Annotated in this window: 8 protein-coding genes; 2 read left to right on the top strand and 6 right to left on the bottom strand. The window is 53.1% G+C overall.

Annotation, left to right across the window (positions count from 1 at the left end; all coding sequences use genetic code 11):
* Nucleotides 1–336: 336 nt before the first annotated feature.
* Nucleotides 337–1,539 carry a glycosyltransferase gene (locus tag LOC67_RS21810; RefSeq protein WP_230264931.1) on the top strand — a complete coding sequence of 401 codons (1,203 nt, stop codon included), beginning with the start codon at nucleotides 337–339 and terminating at the stop codon, nucleotides 1,537–1,539.
* Nucleotides 1,540–1,718: 179 nt separating this feature from the next.
* Here the strand turns inward: LOC67_RS21810 and LOC67_RS21805 are convergent, their stop codons facing one another.
* From LOC67_RS21805 to LOC67_RS21790, 4 genes are all read right to left on the bottom strand, one after another.
* The gene (locus LOC67_RS21805; RefSeq protein WP_230264930.1) at nucleotides 1,719–2,684 is read right to left on the bottom strand and encodes a nitrilase family protein; all 966 of its coding nucleotides are present in this window, start codon (nucleotides 2,682–2,684) and stop codon (nucleotides 1,719–1,721) included.
* 258 nt (nucleotides 2,685–2,942) lie between these two features.
* Nucleotides 2,943–4,619: a serine/threonine-protein kinase gene (locus LOC67_RS21800; RefSeq protein WP_230264929.1), complete on the bottom strand. Its 1,677-nt coding sequence runs from the start codon at nucleotides 4,617–4,619 to the stop codon at nucleotides 2,943–2,945.
* Nucleotides 4,620–4,906: 287 nt separating this feature from the next.
* On the bottom strand, nucleotides 4,907–5,824 hold the full coding sequence (larE, locus tag LOC67_RS21795; protein ID WP_230264928.1) for an ATP-dependent sacrificial sulfur transferase LarE: 918 nt from the start codon (nucleotides 5,822–5,824) through the stop codon (nucleotides 4,907–4,909).
* Nucleotides 5,821–6,735 carry a class I SAM-dependent methyltransferase gene (locus LOC67_RS21790; protein WP_230264927.1) on the bottom strand — a complete coding sequence of 305 codons (915 nt, stop codon included), beginning with the start codon at nucleotides 6,733–6,735 and terminating at the stop codon, nucleotides 5,821–5,823. The genes larE and LOC67_RS21790 overlap by 4 nt, the downstream gene beginning before the upstream one ends.
* A 155-nt stretch (nucleotides 6,736–6,890) precedes the next feature.
* Between LOC67_RS21790 and LOC67_RS21785 the strand changes: the two genes are divergently transcribed.
* On the top strand, nucleotides 6,891–7,841 hold the full coding sequence (locus LOC67_RS21785) for a ThuA domain-containing protein (protein ID WP_230264926.1): 951 nt from the start codon (nucleotides 6,891–6,893) through the stop codon (nucleotides 7,839–7,841).
* 190 nt (nucleotides 7,842–8,031) lie between these two features.
* Here the strand turns inward: LOC67_RS21785 and LOC67_RS21780 are convergent, their stop codons facing one another.
* Both LOC67_RS21780 and LOC67_RS21775 read right to left on the bottom strand, forming a co-directional pair.
* Nucleotides 8,032–9,492: a DUF1501 domain-containing protein gene (locus tag LOC67_RS21780; protein WP_230264925.1), complete on the bottom strand. Its 1,461-nt coding sequence runs from the start codon at nucleotides 9,490–9,492 to the stop codon at nucleotides 8,032–8,034.
* A gap of 2 nt (nucleotides 9,493–9,494) precedes the next feature.
* Nucleotides 9,495–12,371, bottom strand: a complete 2,877-nt coding sequence (locus LOC67_RS21775) for a PSD1 and planctomycete cytochrome C domain-containing protein (protein ID WP_230264924.1) — start codon at nucleotides 12,369–12,371, stop codon at nucleotides 9,495–9,497.
* Between the last annotated feature and the right edge of the window lie 222 nt (nucleotides 12,372–12,593).

Below are 12,593 nucleotides of genomic sequence, written 5' to 3'. Positions count from 1 at the left end.
AAAAAGGCGCATGTTGAATGCCAACATTATTTTCGCGCCAATAATCAAATAAACTTTTTGCCCCACACATTGATTGCCAAGCAGATCGCAATCTGATATGCCACAACGTTTCGATGCATGATTTTCAATCAATGTTGATGTTCAAGGCAGACCAACCAATCTGCTTCTCAAAAGAACAATTCTTCCGTTTTACAAGTGGTTCCTTATGCTTGTGACACAATTTGTCACCAAGCAAAAGTATCACCAATACCTACTGGTGTATTCCTTCCTGTGTGTGACAGGAAACTACACACAATGGTGGATTAACCACCGACACTGTGACTAGAGGCTCATCGGATGAAGGCTAAAATTCTATATGCCTGGGAATGGGGTACTGGACTGGGGCATCTTGCCCGTTTTATAGAATTAGCCGAGCGACTGGTCGCTGATGGGCACCAAGTCACGGTAGCAGCACGTGATGTGTCAACGGCCGCGAGGCTGGTCGGCACGAAAGACATTGAGATTATTCAGTCGCCGATATCAGATTCGGTCTCGATGACACGTTATCAAAACCCATCAACGATGGCTGCTTTAGCGTGGAACTTAGGCTACTGCAACGGAACACGCGTCGAGGGACTGGTCACCGCGTGGTACACCTTGGCGAAGCTATGTCGTCCTGAGGTTGTGATTTCTGATTTCGGGATCGGCGCAGCCATTGCCGCACGCATGTTGGGTTGCCGTCACGTCAGAATCGGGACCGGTTTTGAATGTCCGCCGAGATCGAGTTCACTTACTCCGTTGCGATTTCATACGGATTGTGACATGGATGCGGAAAAGTCGTTTGATGCAAGAATTTCCCAATGGATCAAGGTTGCCGCAAAGGAAAAAGGCCGAGAAATCAACCTAAGTTCTTTGTCAGAACTGAACGAGAATCCGTCATCAACGTTTCTTGCAACCGTTCCCGAGCTGGACCACTACGATCGAAAAGCCGGTTCGAATGAATACTTAGGGATTTGGGACCAGATTCCGGCGACCCCCATTCAATGGCCGGACTTTGGCGGCAAAAAAGCATTTGCGTATCTAAAACGTCACCCAAGCCTTCCAACTGTGTTGTCATCGTTGTCGCGTTGCGGGCTTACAACTGCACTTGTGACGGACGGTGAAATCAAACGCAGTCAACTTCCCAGAAACGGTAGCGTGGCTATTCAGCCTTCTGGTGTCGATTTAGATGAGGTTGCAGACGAATGTTGTTTTGCGATCACGAATGCTAACCATGGCACTACGCTAGGGCTGCTGGCAAGGGGAGTGCCTGTGTTGACGATCCCGCTATTTATTGAACAACGAATTACAGCACTACGAATGGAGCAGTTGAATCTTGGGAGACGATTGCCAATCGATTCATCGGAACGTTGCTGCCTTGCACTAACAACCAAACTGAATCAGAACAAATCAATAGATGAAGTTGAGTTTGCAGACCGATACTTCGAACTATTTGGCGCTCAAGCCGCATCACGGGCTTACGATCGCTTGAGCGACCTACTGCAAAATGAGCACTCATGAAACTTGCCACTTTGTCGCATTGCATTCCCAGGTCTGGAGCGGATCAAAACGACTGATCAACACTGTATGTAAGGAGTCTAGAACGCGATGTTCCTGACAAAATGCACAATGGAATTGTATCCATCTTTTCTGCGTACATCTGACTCGCAATCGCTTACAGTGATCGAGTAGCTTCGTTGCTACAGATCTGCTTTTCGAAACCTAACTGTGCGGGTTTCTTCTTCGATTCCGGTTGGTGTGGTGATTGTTTGATACAGGTCTGGCCTTCGTGATTTGAGCCAACGTCGGCCTGTGCTGGATGGCTGTAATGCGGGATCGAGATATGCCACGACCATCGCATCCTCGGCCTTCCATGTTTCGGCCAATGTTTCTCCATAGGGCCCCAATATCATCGCGTTCCCAGTACGCACCTCGTTATCGTCGACCCCGACTCCATTGCTGAATAAAAGAAACAGTCCGTTGTCATGAGCCCGGGCGGGTAACCACCGATGCAGCCATTCTCGCCCCTTGGGACCACGGAATTCAGCCTCAATGGTGTCCGGATCTTCGTGACGCCGCTCCCATAACTTCGGATCGATCACACCCATGCAATGTGGACTCGGTGAATCACATCCACCGGTTTGATGGGGTGCCAGTAAAATTTCAGCGCCCATCAATGCGTTGATTCGCGCGTTCTCGACAATGTTGTTGTCGTAGCAAATCAACACACCGACTCTGGCACCCTGGGGAATATCAAAGACCGTGTACTGGTCTCCAGAATCGAGGTGTTCGCTGATAAAGCAGTGCAGCTTCCGATGGACGGCAATGTCTCCGTTGGGCATCGCGACGACGTAGCTATTGAACATTCGACCGTCGTCAGCCAACTCAATCAGCCCGGCCCCAATCGTCATGTCAAATTCAACAGACAGTTGCTTCAGCGTTTCAGTCGACTTACCTGTTTCGATCGGTTCCGCCAGTTCAAGGCACTGCTGTTGCGATAGATTTCGCACATGCCAATATCCCGTCAAACACATCTCCGGGAACGTGATCAGCTGAACCTGTTGTTGATGTGCGAGCGTCACAAAGTGCCGAACACGATCTAGGTTGAATGCTTTGTCACCAGGGCGATGATTGAACTGGACGGCAGCGGCTTTGATAGGACGCATGTTCGATCGAGAAGTGAGATCAAAATGGAAAGAATGATCCCAACATTGTAGAGTGTTCCGAAGGTACTTTGGCGGCGCAGTCTCGCATCAAAGCCGAATAGGAACTAGCACTACAAGAGCCAGCCGCGCAATCGCGAGAATCGCAAATTAGAATCGCGTTAACCTGGCGGCTGATAGACATGATCGCGGAGCAGGTAACCGCGTCAGAAACCGGCGGACGCTGCGATGCAACGCTGGTCAGCAAAGAGCTACCAGGTTTTACGAATCGCGATTCATTCCCAAGATGGACTGCTCGCTAAAACTAAATAGTCGATCGAGCATTGAGACCGCATCCGACTTGCTTGCGACCAGTTCGGCATACAACGAATCGAATTGTCGCTTTGCTTCGTCAAGCATCTTCTGATCACGGAGTTGATCGGCCACCAAAACACGCTTTGCCCAAGCAACCAATTGATACTTCCGGTCCGTGTTGGGATCGCTTGTTAGTTTGGCGAGCACGTCATCTGCGGCGCGCGGCTGGTCGTGATCCATGTACCAACGCGAAAGTTGCAAATTCGCTTTTGCAGCATACGCCCGGTTGGAAGAGCTTTCTGATGCAGGAAAGTATCTTGGAATCGCTTCCCAATACGCGACTTTGTCTTTGGACACCGCTTCGAGGAACTGCTCTTCAACGGTCTGCAACTTCGTGACTTGGTCTGGAACAAGAAAGTCTGTTAGCTCTGGCTGCTTCATTTGCGAAGCGACGGCGATACCGATCCCGCAGAAAGCGATCGGCAGCAATCCAAACAGGATAGTTTTGCGACGCGCCAAGTCAGCTTGGCGACGATGTTCGTCCGCGACACGTTGCAATCGCGCGGTTGCGGTCGCTGCGCCAACAAGCCGGCGTGCACCGCCTTGTCGTGAATCGTCCCCCGAAAGTACCTCCAGCAGTTCAGCTGCCGACTGAAAACGCTCGCTGGGATCTTTGCGAAGTAGCTTTTGCACAATCGCGATCAACCATTCCGGTACGTCATTGTTTCCGCGAACGCGATCAAGCGGTTTGGGGGTTTCATTGACATGCGCGAAAGCCAATGCCAAGGGGTCGTCGGCTTCGAAAGGAGGGCTTCCGGCGAGCAGGTGATACATCATGACGCCAAGTGAATAGAGATCACTTCGCGGATCGACAGGACGACCCTGAACCTGCTCGGGGCTCATGTATCGCGGAGTTCCCATCGTCAGACCGGCTTGGGTCAAGTCCGCGCGGCTGCCATCGTTGTCGTTTCCTAAACGTGCCAATCCGAAGTCGGCAACTTTGACTGCGCCGCTTTTGGACCACATCACGTTCTCTGGCTTGATGTCGCGATGGGTGATGCCTTCGATCGCCGCGGCATCAAGCGCCGACGCAACGCCATAGAGCACCTCGATCGCTTGCTCTGGCGTCAGAGGACCGTGGCGAAGCAAGTACTCCTTTAGGTTCTGGCCTTGGACCAGTTCTTGGGCGATGTAATAGCGAGTGTCGATTTCGCCAACATCGTAGATTTGGACGATGTTGGCATGATTGAGCTTTGCTGCCGCCTTTGCTTCGCGTCTGAATCGAGCGATGTAGTCGCGGTCCTTGGATAGCTCGGGACGCAGCACCTTTACCGCGACATCGCGATCCAGATTCATATCGCGTGCGGCGTAGACATCAGCCATTCCCCCGCGGCCCAAACGACTAAGAATCAAATAGGTTGCGAGGTGCGATCCGACCAAGCTGCCTCCGACAGCTCCATTGGTTGGCAAAGCCAAGGTTGGTGCGTCGCCGGGCATGGTTTGCGTAGCCGCTGAAGTCGCGGTGGAGTCGGCAGACTGATGTTGATCGTTACCGTTGTATTGCGCCGATCGGTCGTCGGCCGAGGATTCGGCGTCTTTCTGTTGACGACGTGATTCGTCCGATGGCGATTCGAATTCGTTCATATTCGATAAAGTGCGGAAACCGCTAAAGGGGGGCAGCCTTCGTAATTTTAACGGCTTTCTGTCTGCTCGATGACCAGCCGGTGCGGAATAGTGTATTGGTTCAGCTTGATTTTCGGATTCGCCGATTGGGTGTTGGCCCTGGTTGCCCGAGCGACAACCGCCGCTAGCGCGGTGCGGCTCATAGGACTCTTGCTCTACTTGATTTTCGGGATTAGCCGATGGGCGTTAGCCTCGGTTGTCCGTGCGACAACCGCCGCTAACGCGGTGCGGCTTATAGGACTCCAGCTCTACTTGATTTTCGGCTCGGGCGTTTCGATCGAAACGAGTGACTGATTCATACTACCACTTCGGAAACCGTCCAAATCCAAGGTGATAAAGCGAAACCCCAATGCTCGGAATCGTTTGGTAATCGAGTCGCGAGTCGGATCGTTACAGAGCGTCGAAACCGCTTCCGATGGCACTTCGATCCGACCGAGTTCTCCTTCATGCAGTCGAACGCGACAGGTTCCCAGGCCCAACTCTCGTAGCAATCCTTCGGCGGCTTCCACCATCTTCAATCGCTCGACAGTGACTTCGACACCATAAGCAATTCTACTGGCCAAACAGGGCGATGCAGGCAAATCAGCGTTTGAAAGCCCCAATTCGGTAGCCAACAGGCGGACCGCCTTTTTACCAAGCCCCAGTTCTGCGAGTGGTTTCTGGACTCCTGCCGTGTCTCCCGCAGCAATTCCAGGGCGAAAATCCCCCAAATCATCCGCGTTGGTTCCCGAGACGATTTGAAAGTTGCTTGAAAGCGGCGAATCCGCCACGCCGCTGTACATTTTCTTCAAAGTTTGCTCGTCGCCCAAACTTTCCTGCAACGTTGAATACAACGTCGATTTGCAATGAAAGCATCGATCTTGGTTGTTTGCACGATACTGGGGCAGGTCCACTTCGCCGGTTTGGACAATGCGGTGGTCTGCGCCGAGCTGCTGAGCAACTTTCTTTGCCATCTGAATCTGCCAGTCGGCAACACTGGGTGAAATCGCAGTCATCGCGACAACGCTTTTGGCCTCACTACGAAGTGCTGCGGCAAGCACCACGCTACTATCGACGCCACCTGAAAAGGCAACAACAACTTGCTTTTGGCCGAACCACTGAATCAAACGGGTTAGTTCGTCGGATTGCCGATCGTTCGCGACTGAGATGGTGACTGGATGATTCACGTTGATGATGATTCAAAGGCGATACGAACGTAGAAGCCAAAATCCAAATGCCGCCCCGCAGGGTCTTGAATCGTTAGCCGTCCCGATTCGATTCCTTTGGCAACTTTAGTGCGGCTGACGCCCGCCTGAGAAGGCAATTCGTTCTTGAGATAGTCTACCACGTCCGGGGCATCCACCTGCGGCGAATGCCCGGTCACCAACAAGCGAAAGCGATCCGGTTCGATCAACTCAATGCACTGATCGAGCAGTGGCCACAGGTCTCGTTCCAATCGCCATGTTTTTCCCTTTGGCGAATGCCCATAGGCAGGTGGATCCAACACGATCGTGTCATATCGTCTTTCACGGCGAACTTCCCTGGCAACGAACTTCACAGCGTCGTCGACCAAATACCGAATCGGATGTTCCGACAATCCATTGGCGGTGGCGGCATCGCGAGCCGCATTGACGTTGGGCTTTGCCGCGTCGACATGAGCGACAGCCAATCCAGTCGTTGCCATCGCCATGCTGCTCGCACCTGTGTAGCCAAACAGATTCAAACCTTGACGGACGGCTTGCGAAGGTGCTTGCTGAATTGGCGGAGTCGTTTCCTGCAACCACCTCCAATTCTGAAACTGCTCCGGAAAGACACCGACGTGACCAAAGGGGGTCGGCTGAATAGGCATTACGAAGCCATCACAATCCAAGCCGATGGATTCTGCCCACCGTCGTCGGTGAAGCCATTGCTTGCCCCGCTTATCAAAAACCGACTGAGCTTGATTCCACAACGAGGGATTCTTTGGCCGAACACCGTCGGCAGCCGGCGACGGCCGATCCAACAAGCGCGTGGCAAACCGCTCCAGCTTTCGACCGTTGCCAAAGTCGACCAGTTCGTACGGACCAAGCTCAGAAAATGGACGCTGATTCTCAATCATTTTGTGAGCGTGCGCTTTTGCGTCGGATATGTAAAGGAGACTAGAATGGGAAGCTACCTCGCCTGGGATCACGTTGACCTTGGAATGCGTTGACGCCCCCCTCCTCGCCCAGGCTTCTCCCCCACCTCTCATTCATAGCCCGCCAGGTTTGCCCAATGGCTTTCGGAAGAATCAAACTCGCACTTTCCTTGTTCGCGTTGACCGCGGTCTCTGTTGGTTTTCCAACCATTTCGTCGGCACAAGACAACTCTTGGGAAAAACAAAAAGCAGAACGTTTTAAAGCGCTTTCAGAAACGCAAAAACACGCCATCAGCGATGCCGTTCCTGAACCCGTCGCGGCACCCAAGAAAGACCGACGCGTGCTGGTGTTTTACCGATGCAACGGATTCATTCACACCTCGATTCCACACGCTAACGAAAGTGTCCGGGCGATGGGTGAAAAGACTGGCGCTTTCGAAGTCGACTTCGCAGACACGTACGATGTCTTCACCGAAGATAACTTGGCCAAGTATGACGCCATTCTGCTGAACAACACGACGCACATGGAGTTCCCAACGCCAACCGCCCGTGACGCGTTTATGGACTTCATCCTGAAAGGAAAGGGGCTGGTCGGCTTTCATGCGGCGAGCGACAACTTCAATCGTCACCCGGATTGCTTGGCTATCGTTGGCGGTACCTTCGCGGGCCACCCTTGGGGCGCAGGCGGAAAGTGGGCGTTCAAACTTGATGATCCTGATCACACCCTGAACGCCGCCTTTAAGGGACAAGGCTTCTGGCACAGCGACGAGATCTATCAGTACAACCCAAAGTCCTACGTCGGGCCAGAGGTTCTACGAATCCTGGTTAGCTTGGACATGACCAAAGACCCAGTATCGAGCCGCATCGACGATGGTCCTCGTGAAGTTCCCGTTTCTTGGGTTCGCACCGCTGGCGAAGGTCGAGTTTTCTACACGAACTTTGGACACCGCGAAGATACCTTCGCAAATCCCGTGATCGTCAAGCACATGCTTGATGGCATTCAGTATGCACTGGGTGACCTAGAAGCCGACGCGATTCCGAGCGCAAAGATCGAATCGAAAGAACCTGCGTTCGCACCCGAACGCTAAGAAGAAGTTACAAGCATGCGTACGATAGAAACCGTACGCGAGTCAACTTCTGATGACAAACGGCACGTCGAAACGTGCCGAAGATGGTTAATACGCAGACTGGCAAACGCGGTCGCTTCACCGTGTATCTTGACCAGCCCAGTCGCCAACGAGGAACCGTCGTCGCGACATTCTTATTGACGTTTGGCAACTAAGCCAAAATCTCGTTGATCACCCGCGCCGGTTTGACGCCGACAAGTTTTTGGTCCAATCCCTGAAACGGATAGACCAACTTGTCGTGGTCGATGCCCAATAGATGCTGCATCGTCGCGTGAAAGTCACGCAGTTGAACCGGTGAATCTGCGACATGGTAGCCGAGTTCGTCGGTCTCGCCGTATGTCATTCCGGTTTTCACTCCGGCACCGGCCATCCAGAAAGTGAACGCGTTTGGATTGTGGTCGCGGCCTTTGAAGGGAGCAGTCACACCGCCTCGATTCTCGGCCATCGACGTTCTTCCAAACTCGCCGCCCCAAACGACCAACGTGTCTTCCAGCATGCCACGCTTTTCGAGATCATTGATCAACGCAGTCATCGGGCGATCGACTTGCTGGCACTTACTAACAAATCCCTTTTCTAAGGCTTCATTCGCATTGCTTCCGTGTGTATCCCAGCCCCAATCGTAAAGCTGGATGTATCGAACACCACGTTCGGCCAGACGCCGTGCAAGCAAGCAGTTATTGGCGAATGATTCCTTGCCAGGTTCCACGCCGTATTCTTCATGTGTCGCCGCTGATTCTTGCGACAGATCCATCGCGTCGGGAACGGCGACCTGCATGCGAAACGCGAGTTCGTACTGTTTCATCCGCGTTAGCGTTTCTGGATCACCAAACTCGTCGTGATTGATCTTGTTCAATTGATCAAGCGCATGCAGAGTCGCGGCGCGTTCATCACGGCTGACACCATCGGGATTGGAAACATTCAGTACCGGGTCGCCTTTGGAACGGCACTGCACACCCTGGTAAACCGAGGGCAGGAAACCGCTCCCCCACAGGGCTTTCCCAACGCGTGGCTGACGGCCCCCGGAAAGCAGCACGATGAAGCCCGGCAAATCCTCATTCTCGCTGCCCAGGCCCCAAGTCACCCAAGACCCGATCGAAGGATATCCGATTCGCGATTGACCGCACTGCACCATCAGCTGGGCCGGACCGTGATTGAACTGATCGGTTTGCATCGTTTTGATAAAGCAAACCTTGTCGACGATCTTCGAAAAGTGCGGTAACTGGTCCGACACCCAAGCGCCACTTTCACCGTGCTGTTTGAAATCGTAGATGGGTCCTAGCAGCTTCGGTGTTCCCTGAATAAATGCGAACTGGCTGTTCTTCAAATACGCTTCGGGACAATCCTTTCCGTCGAATCGCTGTAGTTCGGGCTTATAGTCGAACAGTTCAAGCTGGCTAGGAGCACCGATCATGTGCAAAAAGATCACTCGTTTTGCCTTTGCCATCGGCAGACGAAATCCATCAGCATTTCCTGAGGCGATCGCTTTTTGCTGCGCCAGCCATGTCGCTCCAAGTCCGGTCGCGCAGGTTCGCATGAACTGACGACGTGTATCCAGTGTCAGCTGCTCGCCGGTTGCCTCTTCACGCAACGATCGACGCGTTGATTTAAACATGCTCATTTGCAAAGTACCTCGTCCAAGTTCAGCAGTACGGTCGCGATCGATCGAAATGCGTTCGGGTCTGAATCGGTTGAGTTCTCTCGACTCAATCCGATAAGGGCGTCCAGCTCATCAGTCGATGGACGACGGCAAGTTGCCAATCGGAAACCGTGTTGTATTTGTTCTTGAAGCGTGCCGTCAAACTGTCGCATCCGTTCAGCCAACGCTGCTGCGGATTCGACAAATGTGGAATCGTTCAATGTCATCAGTGCCTGTGTCGGCGTGTTGGAAGGCAAACGCCGTACGGAACAGAACTCACGCGAGGGTGCATCGAAAGACGCCATGATCGGGTAAGGAATTGTCCGCTTGATATAGGTGTAGACGGTGCGACGATATCGATCGGGGTCTGACGATTCAGGGGTACGCCATTTATCACCGGAATTAAACGGGTTCCAAATCCCACTCGGAATCGGCGGATGGACGGGAGGGCCCTCCATCTGTTCGCTCAGCAATCCGGAAATCGCGAGTGCCTGATCACGAATGGTTTCTGCAGGCAAGCGTGTCCGCGGTCCACGTGAAAGAAACTGATTCGAGGGATCGGCTTTCAATTTTTCGTCTGTCACCACCGACGACTGGCGATAGGTCGAACTGGTTAGGATCTCTCGCAGCAACGATTTGACACTCCAGTTCATGTCAGTCTGAAATCGGTAGGCCAGGTCATCGAGCAACTGCGGATGAGTCGGCCTTTCGCCGGCAACACCGAAATCTTCCTCGGTCAGAACAAGCCCGGTACCAAACAGCCGCGACCACAATCGATTGACCGCGACACGCGCCGTCAGAGGATTGTTTTGGTCGACAATCCAACGGGCCAAATCTAGTCGACTTGGCGTCGCTGATTCCATTTCTGGCAGAAACGCAGGAGTCGAGGGCGTGACTTCATCTGTCTTTGTCATCTGGTTTCCACGATCAAAAACAAATGACGGTCGCGAGAATTTCTGCGGTCGTTCGGACATTACCGGAGTGTTGGTCGAACGAATGTTTCGACGTTGTGCTCGCAATTCAGAGAGCTGCTGGTTTAGCTGCTCTGTAGCTTCCAACCAACTCGCCCAAGCCGTATCGCTACTGACTTCGAGATAGCCACGATGTGCAACCAGCGGAAATGCTCCGGTTTCGACACCATTGAATGTGATCGTCACCTTCAGCCCGTCATCTTCGGACAATTCCAGAGGCTGCTGCAGGACAAAGACTGTTTCGCGAGGATAGTGGATACGCGAGTAAGGTCCGGCGCCGCTTCGAGATTTGGCATTCAAACTCAGGTTTGGGTCCAAGATCGGATTGGGCTCATCAGAAACTACTTGAGAGAACTTGACGGGAGTTTCCTTCCCTTCCGAGTCGACCACAGTGGTTTCAAAAAAGCTGATCAAGTAGCCCCATTCTGGATACGCGATCGCACGCTGTGAATCCTTTGGCAGCCCGACGAATTTTAGCGCCGTGATGGTTTGCTTTCCTTGCGGCTTGCCTTCCAATACGACTTTCGTGTTTTTGGCGACGGTGCCCACAGTTGCATAGCCTGACTGCCCTTGAATATCTGTGGCTTCAACGCTGCTTGAGTTCGTTGTTGAAGCTTCAGATACCGGCCATGGACTCCATTGATCGGCATTCGCGATAGCCTCAAGCGTTTGATCCCAACGCTGTTGATCAAGCTGTTCAATCTGTCGATCCAAATTTAACGCGTCATCAAATTCGTCCGGATTGATCGGAAAGGCATAGGTCGGTTCGTCGCTTCCCAGATCAGTATCTACGGTGTTGTTGAAGAATGCCAAGAACCGATAGTACTCGTCATGCTCGATCGGATCATACGGATGCGAGTGGCACTGGACGCAGCCGAACGATAACCCCATCCAAGTTTGCCAAGTCGTACTGACCCGATCCATGACCGCTTCGGTGCGGAACGTCTCGTCATCCGTGCCGCCTTCTTCGTTTGTTTGTGTCGTCCGATGACAAGCGGTTGCGAGCAGTTCTTCAAGGCTGGGGTCGTCCAATAAATCCCCGGCTATTTGCTGAATGGTAAATTGATCGTACGGCAAGTCCGCATTGAAGGCCCGAACCACCCAATCACGATACTGCCAAATGTTCCGGCGACTATCCAAACCCAAACCGCGAGAGTCGGCATAGCGGATGATGTCCAACCAAACGCTTGCCCAACGCTGACCAAAGCCTGGCGAAGCGAACAAGCGATCGACAGCTTCTCGATAGGCAACGTCACCCATCTGTTTTGCGCGTGTCGCGAAAGCTTCCGCTTCTTGTGGCGTCGGAGGCAAACCGGTCAATTCAAGCGACACGCGTCGTAGCCACCGAATCGCGTCGGCGTCTGGACTGGGTGCCAGTCCGGCTTCCTGCATCTTGGCAAGAACGAAGCGATCCATCCGGTTTCGGCTGAACGAGTCGTTTTCAAGCTTCGGCAATGATTGCGACTGTAGCGTTTCAAATGCCCAGTGCTTTCCCCATTTCACGCCGGAATCGATCCATGCACGAAGGATTTTGATTTCTTCTTCATTGAGCGAACGCCCATGCTCTGGCGGCGGCATTCGAGATTCATCATCGTCGGGCAAAAGCACACGTTCGATCAATGATGATGCTTCGGCATCACCAGGCTCGACGACGTAGGAAACGCTGTCTTCGTAGACAAAGCTCAGGTCACCGGCTTGCTTGACCCCACCGTGACACGCGACGCAGTGCTCATTGAAAATCGGACGGACGTCCCGGTTAAAGTCGACCTCAGGTGGACCATCCGCCGCCACCGCCATCGAACTTGACGCCGCCAAGACGATCGCGGCAATGACGGAAAACGTTTCTGCGGATCGCGATTTTGTAGGCAGCCAGTTAATTGTCATCTTGAATATTGGCATCATATGTTGCGGCACCGTCACGGTGGCACGATGAGTCTATCGTCGGAGATTCCGCGTCATCACTGACGCGAATAGATCGAGCGGAAGGTCAAGCGGCGGGCCGAGGCGATCTGTTGGTAGGACGCAGCCACACAGCGGGGAGGTAGGCGTTTGGAGGGCAAACTTCGCCAACGCCGCACTGAGAATTGTACCGAATGGCGTGCGATC

It is taken from the genome of Stieleria sp. JC731, assembly GCF_020966635.1.
Lineage (GTDB): Bacteria > Planctomycetota > Planctomycetia > Pirellulales > Pirellulaceae > Stieleria.
The sequence above is the reverse complement of the archived record's forward strand: the minus strand, read 5'-3'. Positions and strand labels throughout refer to the sequence as shown.